At 64.2% G+C, this 20277-nt stretch carries 19 protein-coding genes; 8 read left to right on the top strand and 11 right to left on the bottom strand.

Features of this window, described 5'->3' with window-relative positions; all coding sequences use genetic code 11:
• Positions 1 to 161: 161 nt before the first annotated feature.
• Complete coding sequence (locus KYK29_RS18160) at positions 162 to 1577, bottom strand: helix-turn-helix domain-containing protein (RefSeq protein ID WP_254692306.1); 1416 nt, start codon at positions 1575 to 1577, stop codon at positions 162 to 164.
• 240 nt (positions 1578 to 1817) lie between these two features.
• On the opposite strand from KYK29_RS18160, the gene aceA reads away from it, so the two are divergent.
• Both aceA and KYK29_RS18150 read left to right on the top strand, forming a co-directional pair.
• Positions 1818 to 3107, top strand: a complete 1290-nt coding sequence (gene aceA / locus KYK29_RS18155) for an isocitrate lyase (RefSeq protein WP_254692305.1) — start codon at positions 1818 to 1820, stop codon at positions 3105 to 3107.
• 43 nt (positions 3108 to 3150) lie between these two features.
• Positions 3151 to 3390 carry an SMc00767 family acetate metabolism repressor gene (locus KYK29_RS18150; RefSeq protein WP_254692304.1) on the top strand — a complete coding sequence of 80 codons (240 nt, stop codon included), beginning with the start codon at positions 3151 to 3153 and terminating at the stop codon, positions 3388 to 3390.
• Positions 3391 to 3489: 99 nt separating this feature from the next.
• Here the strand turns inward: KYK29_RS18150 and KYK29_RS18145 are convergent, their stop codons facing one another.
• A complete protein-coding gene (locus KYK29_RS18145; protein ID WP_254692303.1) occupies positions 3490 to 4671 on the bottom strand; it encodes a BaiN/RdsA family NAD(P)/FAD-dependent oxidoreductase in 1182 nt (393 codons plus the stop codon).
• A 168-nt stretch (positions 4672 to 4839) separates the two neighbouring features.
• On the opposite strand from KYK29_RS18145, the gene KYK29_RS18140 reads away from it, so the two are divergent.
• From KYK29_RS18140 to edd, 5 genes are all read left to right on the top strand, one after another.
• Complete coding sequence (locus tag KYK29_RS18140) at positions 4840 to 6279, top strand: glutamine synthetase family protein (RefSeq protein WP_254692302.1); 1440 nt, start codon at positions 4840 to 4842, stop codon at positions 6277 to 6279.
• A 208-nt stretch (positions 6280 to 6487) separates the two neighbouring features.
• Positions 6488 to 7771 (top strand): NAD(P)/FAD-dependent oxidoreductase, encoded by a 1284-nt coding sequence (locus KYK29_RS18135; protein ID WP_254692301.1) that lies wholly within the window; start codon positions 6488 to 6490, stop codon positions 7769 to 7771.
• Positions 7772 to 7867: 96 nt separating this feature from the next.
• Positions 7868 to 9340, top strand: a complete 1473-nt coding sequence (gene zwf, locus KYK29_RS18130) for a glucose-6-phosphate dehydrogenase (protein ID WP_254692300.1) — start codon at positions 7868 to 7870, stop codon at positions 9338 to 9340.
• 9 nt (positions 9341 to 9349) lie between these two features.
• Positions 9350 to 10048 carry a 6-phosphogluconolactonase gene (gene pgl / locus KYK29_RS18125; RefSeq protein ID WP_254692299.1) on the top strand — a complete coding sequence of 233 codons (699 nt, stop codon included), beginning with the start codon at positions 9350 to 9352 and terminating at the stop codon, positions 10046 to 10048.
• Between the two features lie 136 nt (positions 10049 to 10184).
• Positions 10185 to 12005, top strand: coding sequence for a phosphogluconate dehydratase (edd, locus tag KYK29_RS18120; RefSeq protein ID WP_254692298.1), 1821 nt, complete (start codon positions 10185 to 10187; stop codon positions 12003 to 12005).
• 54 nt (positions 12006 to 12059) lie between these two features.
• Here the strand turns inward: edd and KYK29_RS18115 are convergent, their stop codons facing one another.
• The 5 genes from KYK29_RS18115 to KYK29_RS18095 form a co-directional block, all read right to left on the bottom strand.
• On the bottom strand, positions 12060 to 13208 hold the full coding sequence (locus KYK29_RS18115) for a carbohydrate ABC transporter permease (RefSeq protein ID WP_254692297.1): 1149 nt from the start codon (positions 13206 to 13208) through the stop codon (positions 12060 to 12062).
• Position 13209: 1 nt separating this feature from the next.
• Positions 13210 to 14220 carry a carbohydrate ABC transporter permease gene (locus KYK29_RS18110; RefSeq protein WP_254692296.1) on the bottom strand — a complete coding sequence of 337 codons (1011 nt, stop codon included), beginning with the start codon at positions 14218 to 14220 and terminating at the stop codon, positions 13210 to 13212.
• A 114-nt stretch (positions 14221 to 14334) separates the two neighbouring features.
• Positions 14335 to 15693, bottom strand: coding sequence for an ABC transporter substrate-binding protein (locus tag KYK29_RS18105; RefSeq protein WP_254692295.1), 1359 nt, complete (start codon positions 15691 to 15693; stop codon positions 14335 to 14337).
• 334 nt (positions 15694 to 16027) lie between these two features.
• Positions 16028 to 16927: a bifunctional methylenetetrahydrofolate dehydrogenase/methenyltetrahydrofolate cyclohydrolase FolD gene (folD, locus tag KYK29_RS18100; protein WP_254692294.1), complete on the bottom strand. Its 900-nt coding sequence runs from the start codon at positions 16925 to 16927 to the stop codon at positions 16028 to 16030.
• A gap of 225 nt (positions 16928 to 17152) precedes the next feature.
• On the bottom strand, positions 17153 to 17407 hold the full coding sequence (locus KYK29_RS18095) for a hypothetical protein (RefSeq protein WP_254692293.1): 255 nt from the start codon (positions 17405 to 17407) through the stop codon (positions 17153 to 17155).
• On the opposite strand from KYK29_RS18095, the gene KYK29_RS18090 reads away from it, so the two are divergent.
• Entirely contained in the window at positions 17406 to 18200 is a 795-nt protein-coding gene (locus KYK29_RS18090) for a WecB/TagA/CpsF family glycosyltransferase (protein WP_254692292.1), read from the top strand. The two genes, KYK29_RS18095 and KYK29_RS18090, sit on opposite strands and share 2 nt — an antisense overlap.
• A 31-nt stretch (positions 18201 to 18231) precedes the next feature.
• Here KYK29_RS18090 and KYK29_RS18085 read toward each other — a convergent pair whose 3' ends face one another.
• The 4 genes from KYK29_RS18085 to KYK29_RS18070 form a co-directional block, all read right to left on the bottom strand.
• A complete protein-coding gene (locus KYK29_RS18085) occupies positions 18232 to 18744 on the bottom strand; it encodes a hypothetical protein (protein WP_254692291.1) in 513 nt (170 codons plus the stop codon).
• Positions 18741 to 19109 carry a hypothetical protein gene (locus tag KYK29_RS18080; RefSeq protein WP_254692290.1) on the bottom strand — a complete coding sequence of 123 codons (369 nt, stop codon included), beginning with the start codon at positions 19107 to 19109 and terminating at the stop codon, positions 18741 to 18743. The genes KYK29_RS18085 and KYK29_RS18080 overlap by 4 nt, the downstream gene beginning before the upstream one ends.
• Positions 19110 to 19124: 15 nt before the next feature.
• Positions 19125 to 19676, bottom strand: coding sequence for a rod-binding protein (locus KYK29_RS18075; protein WP_254692289.1), 552 nt, complete (start codon positions 19674 to 19676; stop codon positions 19125 to 19127).
• A 203-nt stretch (positions 19677 to 19879) separates the two neighbouring features.
• The gene (locus tag KYK29_RS18070) at positions 19880 to 20272 is read right to left on the bottom strand and encodes a hypothetical protein (protein WP_254692288.1); all 393 of its coding nucleotides are present in this window, start codon (positions 20270 to 20272) and stop codon (positions 19880 to 19882) included.
• Positions 20273 to 20277: the final 5 nt, after the last annotated feature.

Raw genomic sequence — 20277 nt, 5'->3', positions numbered from 1 at the left:
ACTTGCGCCTGTGAAATCGCATGAGGAACAGTCGCTGATTATGAAGCTTTTTTTGGTCGCGACAAGTTTCATTCCATTGCGAAAGGCTTTGGTTTTGGTATCACATTGGCAGTCTTTGTATCATATGTGGCCCGCATCGGTGACGGAAATCAAGCCTAAACTTACTGGAAGTCGAAAAGGCTGAGGCCCGCCACCATCTCATCGAGACCTAGCGGCCGTGTGACAGGCGGCTCGGCCCGCGCAAGACATCCCTGCCGCTCGCACAGCCGACAGGCCGCACCGACGGGAATGGCCGCATTTTCCGCGGAGCCCGCGGCATAGACCGTTTCGCCCGCATGGTCCGCTTCGCAACCCAGGAGGATCGCGGTGCGGCGCAACCGCTCGTGGAAGGCGGCCTGCGGCCCCTCGAGGGTGCGCGAAACCGTGAGGAAGGAAAGCCCGTCCGGCATCTCCACCCGGTCGACGAGGATCTGGCCCGGCTGGGAAAAAGCGGCATGGACGCCAAGCCGGGGACAGCCGCCGCCGAAGCGCGCCTGCGGAAAACCCTGCGCACCGGCGCGGCGGAACCGATGCCCGGCATTGTCGATCTCCAGCAGGAAGAAGGGAACGCCGGCCTTGCCCGGTCGCTGCAACGTCGTCACCCGATTGGCCGCCTGCTCGAAGGAAACGCCGAAACGCGAGCGCAGCAGGTCGATATCGTAGCGGAGGCGCTGCGCCGTGGCGTGGAAGGCCTCATAGGGCATCATCAGCGCATGGGCGGCATAGCGCGCCAGTTCGAAACGGGCGATGCGGCGCGCCTCGTCCGTGGAAAGGGCCAGAAGATCCAGTTCGGCAAGGATTTCGTCCCGCAGGGCGATCTGCGTCGCCTCCATGGCGATCTCGCGCAACTGGTCGAAAGGCGACAGGCGCTCCGACAGGAACAACCGCATGGAATGGCGGTCGAAGCGCCGCCGCAGCGTCGGCATGGCATGGACCGGCAGGGTACGCAGGACGACGCCATGCTCCTTGCGCAGCCACGCCTTCAGCGCGGCGGCGAGGTCGTCTCCGGGGGCAAGGGCTGCATGAAAGCGTTCCGCCGCCTCGTCGATCGCTGCAAAATAGTTCGGCCGGACTTCCAGCTTGCCACGCACCTCGTCCAGCGGCAGAAGCGCTCCCGACAGCACGGCGCCCCGGCCCTCCCGCGCCAGAAGTTCGGCCAGGTCGGACAATCGCCCGGCCTGCTCGCGATAGGCGCGGTAAAGCTTCAGGACGCCGCCGGCGACATTCGGCGCGGCCTCCGCCAGTTCGACGAGTTCGTGATCGCCGGGCAATTCGCCGGCGAGAAGCGGATCGGCGAAAACCTCGCGCAACGCCCGGACGCTGCCGCGGCTTTCACCCTGCAACTCATCGAGATCGACCTTGTAGACGGAGGCGAGCCGCAGCAGGAGCTGCACCGTCAGCGGCCGCTGGTTGCGCTCGATGAGGTTCAGGTAGGACGGCGAGATCGACAATTCCTCGGCCATCGCGGTCTGGGTCAGGCCGAGCGCATTGCGAATGCGCCGGATCCGGGGGCCGGCGAAGATCTTGTTTTCCGCCATCCGTCAAAATTCCTTACATCTCTTCAGGCAAGCGTCAAATGGCGAAATTTACAATCTTTACTTTTTTACATGTGGAACTCGACAAACACAAGACATCATAACTTCTTTATAAGGTGGGTTTTTCGCTTTCCTATCGCGCCTTTGTGCGCTGCGATGTAAATACTGTCACATATTATCCAGCGACGAACGCATTCAGCGGCCTTGTCGTCAAACAGAGCGATACAATCGATGGAGGATCGAATGACAGATTTTTACAAACTCATCCCGGGCGCACCGGAAGGCCGCTTCGACGGGATCGAGCGTCCTTATGCTCCGGCCGATGTCGAGCGACTGCGCGGCTCGGTCCGGATCCGGCATACGCTTGCCGAAAACGGCGCGAACCGGCTGTGGAAGCTGATCCACGAGGAGGACTTCGTCAACGCGCTGGGCGCGCTCTCGGGCAATCAGGCCATGCAGATGGTCCGCGCCGGGCTGAAGGCGATCTATCTTTCCGGCTGGCAGGTCGCCGCCGATGCCAATACCGCCTCCGCCATGTATCCCGACCAGTCGCTTTATCCGGCCAATGCCGCGCCGGAGCTTGCAAAGCGCATCAACCGTACGCTTCAGCGCGCCGACCAGATCGAGACCGCCGAGGGTAATGGCCTGTCCGTCGAGACCTGGTTCGCGCCGATCGTCGCCGACGCGGAAGCCGGCTTCGGCGGCCCGCTCAACGCCTTCGAGATCATGAAGGCCTTCATCGAGGCGGGCGCCGCCGGCGTCCACTTCGAAGATCAGCTCGCCTCGGAGAAGAAGTGCGGTCACCTCGGCGGCAAGGTGCTGATCCCCACCGCCGCCCATATCCGCAATCTCGACGCCGCGCGCCTTGCCGCCGACGTCATGGGCGTGCCGACGCTGCTCATCGCCCGCACCGATGCGGAAGCGGCCAAGCTGCTCACTTCCGATATCGACGAGCGCGACCGGCCTTTCGTCGATCAGGACGCCGGCCGCACGGTCGAGGGCTTCTACAATGTCCGCAACGGTATCGAGCCCTGCATCGCCCGCGCCATCGCCTATGCGCCCCATTGCGACCTGATCTGGATGGAGACCGGCAAGCCGGACCTCGAACAGGCCCGCACCTTCGCCGAGGCCGTGCACAAGGCCCATCCCGGCAAGCTGCTGGCCTATAATTGCTCGCCTTCCTTCAACTGGAAGAAGAACCTCGACGACGCGACCATCGCCAGGTTCCAGCGAGAACTGGGCGCGATGGGCTACAAGTTCCAGTTCATCACGCTGGCCGGCTTCCACCAGCTCAATCACGGCATGTTCGAACTGGCGCGTGGATATAGAGACCGACAGATGGCCGCCTATTCGGAACTGCAACAGGCCGAATTCGCATCGGAGGCCGATGGCTATACCGCGACCAAGCATCAGCGCGAGGTCGGCACCGGCTATTTCGACGCCGTGACGATGGCGATCACCGGCGGCAGGTCCTCGACCACCGCCATGCAGGAATCCACCGAACGGGACCAGTTCCGCCCGGCTGCCGAATAGCCGCCGCCGCGCCCCACACAGCCATCAGAAGAGGAAAGACGTCATGACAGTCCAGACACGCGTCAAGGAACGGGCGGAAGAACAGTCCTCCGCCATGACCCCCGACCAGCAGGCGATGATCCGCATGGTGGCCAACGACCTGCACCGCCTCAACCAGTCCGTCATGAAGGCGGTGGAGGCCGGCGTTTCGGTCGAACTCGTCCGCTCCGCCCGCCACCACGGCGGCGAGGGCAACTGGGGCGATCTGCTGATCCCGGTCGTCCTCACCCAGGGCCGCGGCTGACGGCCGGCATTGCCGGACGACAGGAAGGTCCGGCGTAATCCGGGCCTTCAGGCTACGGCAAATCCTTGCCGCAAGCGCGCCTCGAACACCCGGGCCGGCTCAGGCGACCTGACCCGCCGCATGGCCGGAGGCCCAGGCCCACTGGAAATTGTAGCCGCCGAGCCAGCCGGTGACATCCACCGCCTCGCCGATGAAGTAAAGGCCCGGCACCGCCCTTGCCTCCATACTGCGGGAATCGAGCGCGGCGGTATCGACACCGCCGAGCGTCACCTCCGCCGTACGGTATCCTTCCGAGCCCGGCGGCCGCAGCCGCCAGTCGCGGAACCGCCGCACCAGCGCCTCGATGCGTGCGGCTGGCTGTTCGGCGAGCGATCCCCCGATGCCGAGATCGGCGACGAGACGTTGCGCGAGCGCCTTCGGAACATGCTCCGACAGCACGGTCTGCACCGCCTGACGGCCGTTCTGCCGCCGCGCCTGCGCCAATAGGGCGGCAAAATCGACATCGGGGCGAATGGACAGGGCGATTTCCTCGCCCTCGCGCCAATAGGAGGAGATTTGCAGGATGGCGGGGCCGGACAGGCCGCGATGGGTGAACAGCATCGCCTCGCGAAATTCCGTGCGCCCATGGCGGACGGCAACGTCAACGGCCACGCCCGGCAGGCCCTCGTGCGCGGAAAGCGTCGCCGGATCGAGGGTCAGCGGCACCAGTCCCGCCCGCGTTTCGAGAACCGTGAGGCCGAACTGCTCGGCGATGCGATAGGCAAAACCCGTCGCACCCATTTTCGGAATGGACTTGCCGCCGGTGGCGATCACCAGCGACGCCGTCTCCACGACGCCCGCTTCCGTCTCGACGCGGAAGACGGAACCGTCATGGCCGACCGCGGCGACCGGCGTCGACAGCCGCAACGCGACACCGGCCGCCTTCATTTCGGCCAGCAGCATCGCCACGATCTGTCTGGACGACTGGTCGCAGAAAAGCTGGCCCAGCGTCTTTTCGTGCCAGGCGATGCCATGGCGTTCCACGAGATCGAGAAAATCGTGCGGGCCGTAGCGGGCAAGCGCCGACTTGCAGAAATGCGGATTGGCGGAAAGGAAGTTCTTCGGTCCGGCATGAAGATTGGTGAAGTTGCAACGCCCGCCGCCGGAAATACGGATCTTCTCGCCCGGCGCACGGGCATGGTCGAGGACGAGCACGCTTCGCCCACGCTTGCCCGCCTCGATGGCGCACATCATCCCTGCCGCCCCCGCCCCGATGATGACGACGTCCCGCCGTTCCGCCATGTTCACGCTCTCCGTTCGCGCCCTCTTTCGGCGAATGCGCGATAATGTCAACCGGGCGGAGAAAGTGGCCTTATCCTAAAGAAATCGGGGATCTGCCCGCCGGAGGCCCCCTAGCCAAGCAGTAAACTCCGGCTATGATGACCCATCGTCAACAACCACCGGTGTCCCATGCCGCCCAGGAAGCGAGTCTTAGCCCCCGCAATCGAAAAATCCGCACGCTCCGCCAAAATCCCTCCCTCCCTCAGCGTGCCACGTGGGGTCAAGACCTGGAAGGAAGCCGCATCCTGGCTGCGCGCCCGGGGTATCGAGGACATCGAATGCATCACGCCGGACCTTGCCGGCGTGCCGCGCGGCAAGATGATGCCGACCTCGAAATTCACCTCCAACACCTCGCTCGCCCTTCCCTCGGCGCTCTACCGTCACACGATCTCGGGCGATTATCCCGAAGAGACCGGAAATTTCCGCTATGAGCCCCGCGACAGCGACCTCAAGCTGGTGCCCGATCTCTCGACCCTTTCGGTCGTCCCCTGGGAAAGCGATCCGACGGCTCAGGTGATCTGCGACATCGTCGGCTCCACCGGCGAAAACGTGCCCTATACGCCGCGCAACGTCCTGAAGAACGTCGTCGCCATGTATGGCAACCGGGGGTGGAAGCCCGTCGTGGCGCCCGAGATCGAATTTTATCTCGTCGCCATGAACGACGATCCCGACTATCCGCTGCGCCCGCCGAAGGGCCGGTCCGGCCGGTCGATCGTCGGCGGACAGGGCTATTCCATCGCCGGCATCAACGAATTTGACGAACTGATCGACGATATCTACCATTTCTCCGAGAAACAGGGTCTCGAGATCGATACGCTGATCCACGAGGAAGGGCCGGCGCAGCTGGAGATCAACCTGCGCCACGGCGATCCGATCGAACTTGCCGACCAGGTCTTCCTGTTCAAGCGCACCATCCGCGAGGCGGCGCTGAAGCACGGCATCTACGCCACCTTCATGGCCAAGCCGATGCAGGGCCAGGCGGGATCGGCGATGCATATCCACCAGTCGGTGGTGGAGATCGAAAGCGGCCGGAACATCTTTTCCAATCCGGACGATTCGCCGTCGCGGGAATTCTTCCATTTCATCGGCGGCATGCAGGTCTATGTGCCGAAGACGCTGGCGATGATGGCGCCCTATGTGAATTCCTATCGCCGGCTGACCCCCGACATGGCCGCGCCGGTCAATAACGCCTGGGGTTACGACAACCGCACAACGGCCTTCCGGGTTCCGGTGTCCGACGCCAGCTCGCGCCGCATCGAAAACCGCCTGCCGGGATCCGACGCCAATCCCTATCTGGCGCTGGCCGCCTCGCTCGGGTGCGGCCTGCTCGGCATCATGAACCAGATCGAGCCGAGCCCGCCGACGGAAGATACGGCCAACGAAGGATCGATCGACCTGCCGCGCGGCCTGCTGGAGGCCGTGGCGCTGCTCGAATCCGATCCGGCGCTGGAAGAGGTTCTGGGCGCGGAGTTCATCGGGCTTTACGCCGGCGTCAAGCGCGGCGAGTTCGAGACCTTCATGCAGGTGATCAGCCCCTGGGAACGCGAGTTCCTGCTCTTGAACGTCTAGAGCATTTCCAGCCGAAGCGGGATCGCCTCGGCGTCGGATAATGCGGGAAAAGCGATATATCAGGGCAATTCCGGACGCAAAGCCGGTTCCCGCTTCTGCCGGGATTGCTCCAGAACCGCCGGCGGGCGGACAACGCCCGCCGACACCTTGCCGGCGCACGGCCCGCACCCTGCGCCGCTGCCTCAACGCCATTTGCGAGAACGCACCCATGCCCTGGCAAAGCCCGATTTCCCCCGGAATCTCCTGGTATGAAACCACCGTCGACGCGCGTCCCGAATATGCGCCGCTCGACGGCTCCACGACCACCGACGTCGCCATCGTCGGCGGCGGCTTCACCGGTCTCCAGGCCGCCTACACGCTTGCCCGCAAGGGGGTGGGCGTCGTGCTGATCGACGCCCATCGCTTCGGCGACGGCGCATCCGGCCGCAACGGCGGCCAGCTCGGCACCGGCCAGCGCGCCGAGCCGGCCGAACTGGAAGCGCAGCTCGGCTTCGAGCGCTCCAAGGCGCTGTTCGACCTTGCGGAAAACGCCAAGCGTTACATCCTCGACTTCGCCCGGGAACGTGATCTCGACATCGAATATATGCCCGGCCAGCTCAACGTCTGCCACAAGAAAAGCTACGAGAAGGACTATCGCGAAGCGCCAGCGATCGCCGAACGCTACGGCTACGAGCATGTCTCCTTCATGGACCAGGCCGAAACTCGGGAGCGCGTCGGCTCCTCCTTCTATCTCTTCGGCCTGCGCGACACCGGCACCGGCCATATCCATCCGATGAAGCTGGTGGTGGGCATCGCCAGCGCCGCCAGCGCCGCGGGCGCCGTTCTGCACGAGCAGACGCCGGCCCTGAAGATCGCCCGCAGCGACGGCAAGGCCGTCATCACCACGTCGCGCGGCACGATCCGGGCGGACAGGGCGCTGATCGCCTGCAACGGCCATATCGGCGACCTGGAGCCGCAAACGGCCGCACGCGTCATGCCGATCCGCTCGTTCATCGGTGCGACGCCGGTGCTCGACGCCTTTCCCTCGATCATTCCGGGCGGCGAGTCCATCGCCGACTCCCGCTTCGTGGTGCGCTATTTCCGCAAGAGCCGCGACGGGCGCCTGCTGTTCGGCGGGCGCGAGGCCTATACGGCGGACAATCCGCGCGACATTTCCCGGCACATTCGCCGCCAGATCGCGGAAATCTATCCCGAACTGGGTGAGATCGACATCGCCCACGCCTGGGGCGGCTCGGTCGGCATCACCCTGCCGCGGCAGCCCTTCGTGCGCGAAGTCATGCCCGGCATCACCTCCATCGGCGGCTTTTCCGGCCACGGCGTGATGCTCTCCAACTATTGCGGCAAGCTCTACGCGGAAGAGGCAACCGGCGGCAGCCGCGAACTGGATCACCTGAAAGCCCTGAAGATCCCGTCGTTTCCGGGCGGGCCGCGGTTCCGCTCGCCACTCCTGTTTCTTGCGCTCACATGGTATGCACTGCGCGACAAACTCTGACAGCGTCGGAGGTCGCGATTTTGTCGCTTTGCGCTCTGGCGTTTTTAAATCGATTAGATTATAACTCCGGCAACACCTACAAGATCGAGATATCCGATGAGCAGCCAGATCATTCCCGTTGACCCTTTCGACTATGTCGTCTTCGGCGGAACCGGCGACCTTGCCGAACGCAAGCTCCTTCCGGCCCTCTATCACCGGCAGGTGGCCGGCCAGCTTACCGATCCGACCCGCATCATCGGCGCGTCGCGCACGGCCTATAGCGACGAGGACTACCGCAAGTTCGCCGTCGACGCGCTGAAGGAACATCTGGCAGCCGACGACTACGACGAAGCGCAGGTGAAGACCTTCTGTCAGCGGCTGTTCTACGTGCCGGTCGACGCAAAGTCCGATCAGGGGTGGGACAAGCTGAAGGCGTTGCTCGACGAGGGCAGGGACCGGGTCCGCGCCTTCTATCTGGCGGTCGCGCCCACGATCTTCGGCGACATTTCGGAAAAGATCCGCGATCACAAGCTGATCACCAAACAGACCCGCATCGTCGTCGAAAAGCCGATCGGTCGCGATCTCGCCTCGGCCAACGATCTCAACAACACGATCGGCAAGGTTTTCCACGAAGAACAGATCTTCCGCATCGACCACTATCTCGGCAAGGAGACGGTGCAGAACCTGATGGCGCTGCGCTTTGCCAACGCCCTTTACGAGCCGCTCTGGAATTCCTCCCATATCGACCATGTCCAGATCACGGTAGCCGAAGCGGTGGGGCTCGAAAGCCGCGCCGGCTACTACGACAAGGCGGGCGCGCTGCGCGACATGGTGCAGAACCATATCCTCCAGCTTCTCTGCCTCGTCGCCATGGAGGTGCCCTCTTCCATGGACGCCGAAGCGGTGCGCGACGAAAAGCTCAAGGTCTTGCGCGCGCTGAAACCCATCGACCAGTACAATGTCGAGCGGCTGACCGTGCGCGGCCAGTATCGCGCCGGCGCCTCGGCCGGCGGGCCGGTCAAGGGCTATCTGGAAGAACTGGAAGGCGGCGTTTCCAATACGGAAACCTTCGTCGCCATCAAGGCGGAAATCGGCAACTGGCGCTGGGCGGGCGTGCCCTTCTACATCCGCACCGGCAAGCGGCTTGCCACGCGCATGTCGGAGATCGTCATCACCTTCAAGCCGATCCCTCACTCGATCTTCGATCCATCCGCCGGGCGGATCGGACAGAACCAGCTCATCATCCGCCTGCAACCCGACGATGGCGTCAAGCAGTCGCTGATGATCAAGGATCCCGGCCCGGGCGGCATGCGGCTTCGCAACGTTTCGCTCGACATGAGTTTCGCCGAGGCCTTCGACGCCCGCAACGCCGACGCCTACGAGCGGCTGCTGCTCGACGTGATCCGCAACAACCAGACGCTCTTCATGCGCCGCGACGAGGTCGAGGCCGCCTGGAAATGGATCGACCCCATCCTGACCGCCTGGGAAACCACCGGCCAGCAGGCGCAGGGCTATACCGCCGGCACCTGGGGGCCAAGCCAGGCCATCGCCCTCATCGAGCGCGACGGCCGGACCTGGCATGAAACATAAGGACAGGCCATGAGCGTGACATTGCATCCCTTCGCCGATAGCGCGATCCTGGCCGAAGCGCTGGCCGACAAGGTCGCCGAAACGCTTGCCGGCGGTATCGCCGCGCGTGGAGCGGCGAGCCTCGCGGTCTCCGGCGGCTCCACACCCAAGGCTTTTTTCAAGGCGCTGTCGACCCGGTCGCTCGACTGGGAGAAGGTGACGATCACGCTTGTCGACGAGCGCTTCGTACCCGCCGACAATCCGCGTTCGAACCATCTTCTGGTCGCCGGAAACCTGTTGCAGGACAAGGCCGCGCGCGCCCGTTTCCTGCCGCTTTACCGGCCGGCGGAAAATGCCGGGGAAGCTGCAAGGATCGCCACAGCCGACACGGCGACGATCGGCCAACCCTTCGACGTCGTCATTCTCGGCATGGGAACGGATGGCCATACAGCCTCCTTCTTCCCCGGTGGCGATCGCCTTGCCGAAGCCATTTCGGCGACGACGCCGCGCGGGGTGATCACCATGGAAGCCGAAGGGGCCGGCGAGACGCGCCTGACCTTCACTTTCGCCAGCCTTCAGGATGCCCGCTTTCTGGCGCTTCATATCGAAGGAAAGGGCAAGAAGGACGTGCTGGAGGCCGCCGAGGCCGACGGTCCCGAGGCCGACATGCCGATCCGGGCCATCCTGCGCCGGGCGCAGACGCCGGTCGACATATACTGGGCCCCTTAAGGCCCCGCGCCGGCCATGGCCGGCCTTTTCCGGCGTCCTCCACCAAGACGCCGGGCCGCGATCCGTAGCCCGCCGGGCGGCCTCCCTCCCCCCAGCCGGCGCGGGAAAGCCAATCGAACGAGGGTAGGATCGTCCCATGTCCGCCGATAAACGCATCGAAGCCATCACCGCCCGCATCATCGAACGCTCAAGGCCGCTGCGCGAAGCCTATCTTACGCGCGTGCGCGCGGCCGCCACGACGGGCGTGCATCGCGGGGTGCTCGGCTGCGGCAATCTCGCCCACGGCTTTGCCGTCTGTTCCCCCGCCGAGAAACAGGCGCTGGCGGGCGACCGCGTACCCAATCTCGGCATCATCACCGCCTATAACGACATGCTCTCGGCGCATCAGCCTTTCGAGACCTATCCGGCGCTGATCCGCGAGGCCGCGCGCGAGGCAGGCGGCGTGGCGCAGGTGGCGGGCGGCGTTCCGGCCATGTGCGACGGCGTCACCCAGGGCCAGCCCGGCATGGAGCTTTCGCTGTTTTCCCGCGACCTGATCGCCATGGCGGCCGGCGTCGGCCTCTCGCACAACATGTTCGACGCGGTGGTCTATCTCGGCGTCTGCGACAAGATCGTGCCGGGGCTCGTCATCGCCGCGCTGACCTTCGGTCATCTGCCGGCCGTCTTCGTTCCGGCCGGGCCGATGACCTCGGGCCTGCCGAACGACGAGAAGGCCCGGGTGCGCCAGCTTTACGCCGAGGGCAAGGTGGGTCGCGACGAACTGCTCGAAGCGGAGTCCAAATCCTATCACGGCCCCGGCACCTGCACCTTCTACGGCACCGCCAACTCCAACCAGATGCTCATGGAGATCATGGGTTTCCACATGCCGGGCGCCTCCTTCATCAATCCCGGAACGCCGCTGCGCGACGCGCTGACGCGGGAAGCGGCCCGGCGGGCGCTGGCCATCACCGCCCAGGGCAATGAATTCACCCCGGCCGGCGAGATGATCGACGAGCGCTCGATCGTCAACGGCGTCGTCGGCCTGCACGCGACGGGCGGCTCGACGAACCACACGCTGCACCTCGTCGCCATGGCGCGCGCCGCCGGCATCGTGCTGACCTGGCAAGATATTTCCGAGCTTTCCGACATCGTGCCGCTGATCGCCCGCGTCTATCCGAACGGGCTGGCCGACGTGAACCATTTCCACGCGGCCGGCGGCATGGGGTTCCTGATCCAGGAACTCCTGAAGCACGGCCTGCTGCACGACGACGTCCGGACGGTCTACGGCCAGGGCCTTGCCGCCTACCGGATCGACCCCCGGCTGGGAGAAGACGGCTCGGTTCGTCGCGAACCCGCGCCCGAGGCGAGCCATGACGCGAAAATCCTTGCCAGCATCGAAACGCCTTTCCACACGACGGGCGGCCTGAAGATGCTGTCCGGCAATATCGGCAAGGCGGTCATCAAGATTTCCGCGGTGAAGCCGGACCGTCATATCATCGAGGCTCCGGCCAGGGTCTTCCACGGCCAGCAGGAGCTGCACGCCGCCTTCAAGAACGGCGCGCTCGGCGGAGATTTCGTCGCCGTGGTCCGCTTCCAGGGTCCGAAGGCCAACGGCATGCCGGAGCTGCACCAGCTCACCACGGTTCTGGGCATTCTTCAGGATCGCGGCCAGCATGTGGCGCTCCTGACCGACGGGCGCATGTCGGGCGCTTCCGGCAAGGTACCCTGCGCCATCCACGTTACGCCGGAAGCCGCGGACGACGGTCCGATCGGCCGCATCCGCGACGGCGATATCATCCGTCTGGACGCCGTCCGGGGCACGATCGAGGTTCTCGTGGACGCCGGCGAATTCGCGGCGCGGCCGAAAGCCGCCGCCGATCTTTCCGGCAACGAAACCGGCATGGGCCGGGAACTCTTCGCCCCCTTCCGCGCCATCGCCGGCCCGGCGGACCAGGGCGCAAGCGTGCTGTTCAGCTGACCGCTCTACGGGCCAGGACGCTCAGTCCGCGCGACAGCCGTCGCCGGAAATTCTTCAGCCGCCCTTGACCGAGCCGGCCAGCAGGCCGCGCACGAGATAGCGTTGCAGGCTGAAGAAGACGACGAGCGGCACGACGATGGTGACGAAGGCGGAGGCGGTGAGAATTTCCCAGTTGCCGCCCCGCGAACCGAGCAGATTGACGAGCCGTCCGGTCAGCACCAGTTCGTCATCGCCGGTTCCGAGGAAAACCATCGCCACAAGGAGATCGTTCCACGTCCAGAGGAACTGGAAGATGGCGAAGGAGGCAAGTGCGGGAAACGACAGCGGCAGCACGATCTTCACGAAGATGTCGAAGTCGCCGGCGCCGTCGATGCGGGCCGATTCCATGATCTCGCGCGGCAGGCCGGCCATGTAGTTGCGCAGGAGATAGATGGCGAGCGGCAGGCCGAAGCCCATATGCGCAAGCCAGATTCCGACATAGGTCTTGGCCGGCACGCCGAAGAAGGCCCCGACCCCGTTGTAAAGCTTGAGGAGCGGGATCAGCGACATCTGCAACGGCACGACAAGCAGGCCGACGACGACGGCGATCAGGATGGCCCGTCCGGGAAAGCGCATCCAGGCGAGCGCATAGGCGCAGAAGGCGGCGACGAGGATGGGAATGACCGTCGAGGGGATGGCGACCGTCAGCGAATTGACGAAGGATGCGCCGATACCTTCGGCCGACAGGACCTCGCGGTAATTGTCGAGCGTGAAACGCGGCGGCACGGCGGCCGTATAGAAGATACGCTGGCCGCGCGTGCCTTCCATGCGCACCGGCGAGACGAGTTCGTAGCTGCCGTCCTCGCGAACGGTCAGCATCCGGCCGTCGCCGATCCCGGCGATCGCGCCGGCTTCGAAAGCGGCGGGCTGCATCGGCCGGACGCCGAAGGCCGACACCTTTGCCTTTTTTCCGCCTTCGAGCAGGCTGCCGGCGACGACGAACCCGCCGTCCCGCTCCACCTGCGTTTCCGGTGAAGCGGCCCGGCCGGTCAGATTCTGCGACGAGGTGGAAAACGCGGTCCACCAGCCGGAGGCGGCAAGCTGATCCTTGTCCCGCAGCGACGAGATCAGCAGGCCCGCCGTCGGTATTGTCCAGAGAACGACGAGCAGGAACACCGAGAGGTGGACGACGAAGACGAGCGGCAAGCGGGCGGAAGCGGTCATTTCATCGCCCTTCCGTTTCCCGGGTCGCGTTGCGGATGTTCCAGATCATGATCGGAACGACGAGCATCATGATGACGACGGCGATCGCTGCGCCGCGCCCGAAGTCGCCGCCGCCGCGAAACATCCAGTCGAACATCAGATTGGCGAGAACCTGCGTCTGCCATTGCCCGTTGGTCATGGCGAGCACGATATCGAAGACCTTGAGCACGAGGATGGTGATGGTCGTCCAGACGACGGCGATGGCGCCCCGGATCTGCGGCACCATGATCCTGAAGAATATCTGCACGCCGTTCGCCCCGTCGATGACCGCCGCCTCGACGGTCTCCTGCGGGATCCCGCGCAACGCCGCCGACAGGATCACCATGGCGAAGCCCGTCTGGATCCAGATCAGGATCGCCATGAGGAAGAAATTGTTCCAGAAAGGGATGGTCATCCAGGCTTCCGGCGCAGCGCCGAGCCAGACGACGAGGGCGTTCAGGAGGCCGATCTGCTCGTTGCCGGCCGAACGATAGTCGTAGACGAACTTCCAGATGACGGCGGCGCCGACGAACGAAATCGCCATCGGCATGAAAATCAGGGTTCGGGCGAGATTGCCCCACCAGATCCGGTCCGTCAGCGCGGCGATGACCAGGCCGAAGACGGTGGAAAGCGCCGGCACGACAAGCAGCCAGAGGAAATTGTTGACGATTGACTGGCGGAACTCGCCGTCCGTCACCATCCAGAGGTAATTATCGAGGCCCACGAACGCCCGCCCGTCGCGGCCGTGGAAACTGAGGCGCACGGATTCGAACACCGGATAGACGAGATAGACCGCAAGCGCGACGATGGCCGGCGCCATGAACAGCCACGGCCGGATGGCGTTGGCGCGACGCAGGTTGCGCGACGCCTGCGCGCCGGTGAAGCCCTTCGACAGGAAAACCCGGTCCAGCAGCCGGTTGGTCACGTAGAAATAGGCGACACAGGCCAGAACTCCCGCGGCCATCGTGGTGACGGCATAGAAAAGCTGGTTCACGCACCCCCTCCTCCGCTTCGCACCCCGCACAAGAGGCCGGCAGGCGGAACGCCTGCGGCTCTCTTTTGGGCGTGCCCGGAAAATCGGCCGACGAACGCCGGGCGGCCCGTCGCGCTACCTGATGGCGTCCCAGGCCTTCTGGATATCGGCCGCGACGTCGGCCGCCGGCTTGCCGCCGACGAAATCGACCATGCCGGTCCAGAACGCACCCGCGCCGATCTTGCCCGGCATCAGGTCGGAACCGTCGAAGCGGAAGGTCGTCGAGGACAGCAGGATCTCGCCCTGCTTCTTCAACGGCGCGTTGGCGTAGGTTTCCTTGCTGGCGCTCTTGAAGGGCGTCAGGAAACCCGACTGCGCCATCCAGACCTCATGGGCGATCGGTGTCTTGAGGAACGCGATGAAGGCGCGGGCGGCGGGCGTGTCCCGCATGATCATGGCGAGCGTGCCGGCGCCGAGGACCGGATTTCCAAGCTCCGGCTTGTCGGCGTAGGGCGGCATATAGAAGAAATCCGCATCCTGGCCGACCACCGTTCCCTCGGGAAAGAAGGAAGGAATGAAGGAGGCCTGATGATGCAGGTAACATTTCGGCGGCGAGGTGAAGAGGCCCTTTGGGCTATCACGGAAATCGGTGGAGGCCACCGCCGCCGCGCCGCCATCGACGAAGCTGTCGTTTCTGGCGAACCAGCCGAATTCGTCCAGCGCCCCGACCACCACCGGATCGGTGAAGGGAATCTCGTTCGTCACCCATTTGTCGTAGGTTTCCGGCGGCGCACTGCGCAGCATCAGGTCCTCGACCCAATCGGTAGCCGGCCAGCCGGTCGCTCCGCCCGAACCGAGCCCGATGCACCACGGGATGCCGCCGTCGGCGACGATCCTCCCGGTCAGCACCTTCAGGTCTTCCATGGTCTTCGGCACGTCGTAACCGGCGTCCTCGAAGTTCTCCGGCACATACCAGACGAGCGATTTCACGTCGATCTTGTAGGGCAGGGCGAAGAGCTGCGCCTTGCCGTCGCCGTCCTCATAGGTCGACAGGTCCACCCAGGACCGGCCGGCGGCATAGTTTTCGAGAAGCCAGTCCCGGGTGTCCTCGCCGAGCGGTACGAGATAGCCCTTGGAGGCAAGGTCCGCGATAAGGCCCGGCTGCGGCAGGATGGCGATATCGGGCGGGCTGCCCGCCTGGGTGTCGATGACGATCTGCTGTTCGTAATTCTCGGAGGAAGAATATTTCACGTCGACGCCGGTCGCCTCGCGGAAATAATCGAGTACGGATTCGGCAAGTGTCTGGTCTTCTCCACGCCAGGGGCCGAAAATGGTGAGCGTCTGACCCTTCAGGTCATGGGCCTTGCCGAAATCCTCGAAGCTCTGCCAGTTGAACTTCGAATCCTCCCCCGGCTGGAACTTGAGGTCTGCCGCAGCCGCACCGCTCGCCATGAGAATGGCGACGGCCGCCGTCATCGTTAATGTCTTCCTCATCTGAATCACCTCCCGTTGACGCAGAATCCAAAGCGCTTGGATTCCGTCTTCATTCCACGTCCCTCCAGGCCCCGTCAAAGACGGGTCAAAGGTGTGAAGTGCGTCGTCTTCCAGTGATGCAACAGCGTTTTACGGCGCAAAATCGTGAAAACCGTATCTTTCCGTCACATCGCCCGATGCTACAGGATCAAAGCGGTTTGGAAACCGATTTATGCCGACAGGAGACATTCAAAGCGCTTTGGACGTCATGGCACGTCAAGCGCGCACGGCAGAAACCCGAAGGACGAGCCGTTCCTCGCCGGCTTCGGGCTGGCCGTCCGATAATGCGTCCCGCTCAGAATTTCGGCGGCGTACGACCGGCCTTGCGGCAGGCGGCGATGACGGTGTTGGCCATCAGCATGGCGATGGTCATCGGCCCGACGCCGCCGGGAACCGGGGTGATGGCGCCTGCCACTTTCGCGCATTCCTCAAAGGCCACGTCACCCACCAGGCGCGATTTGCCCTCCCCCTTGTCGGGAGCCGGCACACGGTTGATACCGACGTCGATCACCGTCGCGCCCGGCTTGACCCAGTCGGCCTTGACCATTTCCGGACGACCGACGGCGGCGACGAGGATATCGGCGTTGCGGCAGACCGAGGGCAGGTCGAGCGTGCGCGAATGGGCCGTCGTCACGGTGGCATTGGCGGCCAGAAGCAGCGCCGACATCGGCTTGCCGAACAGGTTGGAGCGGCCGATGACCACGGCGTTCATACCGGAAAGATCGTCGCCGTGGATCCGGCGCACGAAGACCATCGCGCCGGCCGGCGTGCAGGAGACCAGGCCGCCGTCGAGATCACCGGTCGCCACCTTCCCGGCATTGACGACATGCAGCCCGTCGACGTCCTTTTCCGGCCGGATCGACTGGATGATCGGTTCGGAATCCAGATGCTTCGGCAGGGGAAGCTGGACGAGAATGCCATGGATGCCCGCATCGTCGTTCAGCGTTGCGACGAGACGGGCAAGTTCCTCCTGCGTGGTCTCTTCCGGCAGCGTATGCTGGACGGAGTTGAAGCCGCATTCCTTGGCCATGCGGCTCTTGGAGGAAACATAGGCATGGCTTGCCGGATCGTCGCCGACGATGACCACGGCAAGGCCGGGCTTCAGGCTGGTATCCTTTTCCAATCCAACGACAGCGGACTTGACGGCATCAATCACGGAAGCCGCAACCTGCTTCCCATCGATAATGGTGGTCACATTTCTCTCCCTGGCGAACTGCGGGCAATCTAATGAAGGACAAAGACGGCGGGATGGTCTCCCAACGCCCTATGCTGTTCAAATCCGATAAATTCAAGCGGGCGGACGGGAGAATGTGGGAACCCATCGTTAACGGCGCCTTTCCTTTCATGAATGAAAGGCTAACGCAAAGGCTTCGTCTACCGCGTCTGGTGGGCCTAAAATCCTTTTTTGATGCACGTTCTTTCAGGCCACGGCTGCTCCTGGGGGCTTTCCGTCTTCCGCCGATACCGGAAAGACCGCGGATTTCCGGACATTTATCGCGGCAATCGGCCAAGGTAAACAAATCGTTGCCATAATGGCGAAAGTCCGACCATTCACCTTAACCCGCCCTTCAAACGAAGTTGATAGATCGGGCCAGTCGAATGATCCGACACGGACGGGAATGATTTCCGCCCGTCCGCCGCGCCATGCGGCTTCGACCGAGAAGGAACGGTTCATGGAATGCCTGCCCGAACAGCCGATCGCCGCTCTGCGGCGCGACATTCTCGGTATTCCGGTTTGCGGCATGCGCTGGGGAGAGGCCTTCGCCTTCGCCAGCGAGGTTGCCCAGCAGGCCGAGGGGCAGACCGTCATCGCCTTCCTCAACGCGCATAATGCCAATCTGATGATCCGCGATCCGGAATACCGGGCCGTTCTGCAACGTCAGGTGGTTCTTCCCGACGGGCACGGCGTCGATATCGCTTCCCTGGTTTTCCATGGCCGGAAGTTTCCGGCCAATCTCAATGGCACCGATTTCGTACCGGCCCTCCTGACTTATCTCGAACGGCCGCTGACCGTGGCGATGATCGGCACCCGGCCGGAGACACTGGCGCGCGCAGCGGAAAATTTCCGCCGCCTGGCGCCGTGGCACCGGTTCCTGCCGCTCTCGGACGGCTTCTTCGACCGGTCGAAATCCGGCGAGATCCTGGAACGCGCCAGCATGCAGAAACCCGACATCCTGCTGGTCGCCATGGGCACGCCGGCACAGGAAAAATGGATCGACCGCCACGTCAGGCCGCAGGATGCCCGGCTGGTCATCAGCGTCGGCGCGCTGTTCGATTTCGTCGCCGGAGACCTGCAACGCGCACCGCCCGGCGTGCGCAGGCTGCGGCTCGAATGGGTCTATCGCCTGCTTCAGGAGCCGAGCCGGCTATGGCGGCGCTATCTGATCGGCAATCCGCTGTTTCTCTATCACGTCCTGCGCTACAAGCTGCGGAAGCCGAAGCTGCACGACGATATGCATCCCGCCTGACGCAAAGCGGAGATCTACCCGCGATACGGCCTCAATCGCCGCTTTCGGCGGGCACGCTGCCGCGAGCGATCGTCACGCCCTGCCTGGGAGAGGGATGCGCGATCCCGGCCGTGGTCAGGTAATCGATCTGCTCCACGAAGACCTCGTCGATCACCTCCGCGCCGAAACGCTTGTTCAGCCCGTCCCTGACGGTAGTGCGGAAGACATCGAGATCGAATGATCCGGTGTCCGCGACGTCGATCAGCCGGTTACCGAGGAGCAGCGTATAAAGCTCGTCGGTGATCATCTGGGGCAGCGGCACGACCTGCTTTTCCGCCAGTTCCTTGTTCGCCTTATAGGCAAGGCGCGTCATCAGGTAGCCCTTGACGCCCCCTTCCCCGAGGACCGGCACCGTCGTCACATAGCCGGTCACGAACTCCAGGGCTGCCGCGCGCGCGGCGGCCTCGGCGTCATCCTTCGGCGTGGCGGCCATCTTCAGCGAGACGTAGACCGATGCAAGCGTGATGGCGAGCACCCAGACGCCGGTGCCGACAAGCTTGATCATGGCTGGTAGCCCAGGCGGAACTGTTCCTGCGAATAGGTGCCGTCGGCCTCAAGGTCCTGGACGGCGTTCTTCAGGAGCGACACGACGGCGCGCACCGCCTCCAGCTGGGCGGAAACGCGCTGGGCATTGACCGCCAGCTTTTCGCGCACCCGCGCAAGCTGCGTCGAGAAGGCGGCCGGCACGTCCTCGACAGCGACGTCACGCGACAGCATCGCCAGTTCGTAGAGGCAGCGGCTCTTGTGGGCATTGGATGTCGAAAGGTCAAAGGCCGGATCGTTGCCGATATTGGCGTTCTCGCTGTCGATGATGGTTTCGAGCCGTCCGAGGACGGTGCGGATCCGCAGTTCGTTGCTGGACTGTTCCATTTTATCGTTCTCCGCTTATGCTTTCTTGTTGTCGTCCTTGATGCCCGGCGTCAGGTCGGCGAAGGCCTGGCGCTGGAGCGACTGGATCAGCCCGCTGGCGATACGGTCGGTGTCCGGCTCTCCACGGGACGCCGCCCCGATGCCGCTGCTCTTCGCGAGGCTTTCGGCGATCCCGATCCCGCCTCCCTTGGCGATCATCTCGCCCAGCTGGTCGGCGAGCATGCCGCGCCACATCTCGCCGGCTGTTCCCTTGCCGTAGACGCCTTCGCTTTCCGCCGGCAGCATCGACTTCACGAAATTCTGCAACACCATCGCCTCGAACTTGTGCAGGTGCTCCGGCACGACGGTTTTCCCGGCCGCCGGCGGCGCGCCATCCGTGGCGCGGGCGGCCGTGTCACGATTGAGAACGCCGACAGCCGCCTGGAATCCGGCGCCGGCATCCGCGAGGCTCTTCGACGCGAAAGCCGCGTGATTGGCCTTCAGCCTGGCCTGCGCTTCCTGCACCTGGGCCGGATCGGCGGCGCGCACGACATCGAGCACCAAATCGCTGGGGGGTGAAATTGCCACGTCTTCAAAGCCTTTCAGGTGAATCCTGCCAACCGGTCGCTCCATCCTCATGACGGCTTTGCCGGTCCCACGACCATTCCGGACATCCCGGTCCGCCCTACCGCCACCAGGCGTTTTCAGGCAGCGCCGTCATCGTCTCGCAGTGACTATCGCTGTCCAAGCTTACCGGAGGCTGGTGGCGCAGCGGCAAGGCGAAACCCCGTTCACGGCTTCCTGTAGGAAACGAACTGGTCGATCAGATCGTAGATCGACGTATCGGCCGCGTCGCGATCCTCCACGGCGCGCGCCTCGCGCATGCGCTCCTCCATGCGATCGCCCTTGGTACGTTCGCGCAGGACGCGCATCTCGTGCATCTGCTGGACGTTGGCCAACATCTGATCCGTCTGCTGAAGCCGGTTGTAGTTGCCCGAATAGATCTTCGAGAAATTGCGGTGCACGGGATCAAGCGAGTTGATCGCGCCCACCACGGCCTCCATGGTTTCGGCCACCTCCCGGCGCTGGCGGGTGGTGCCGGCAAGCTCGATCTCGGCCATTCTTTCCAGATGGCGCTGCACGGCGACGAGCCGCTTCAGCTTTTGCGAACGGGTCTTGTCCATCCGCT

The organism is Shinella daejeonensis (assembly GCF_024281235.1).
GTDB lineage: Bacteria > Pseudomonadota > Alphaproteobacteria > Rhizobiales > Rhizobiaceae > Shinella > Shinella daejeonensis.
The sequence above is the reverse complement of the archived record's forward strand: the minus strand, read 5'-3'. Positions and strand labels throughout refer to the sequence as shown.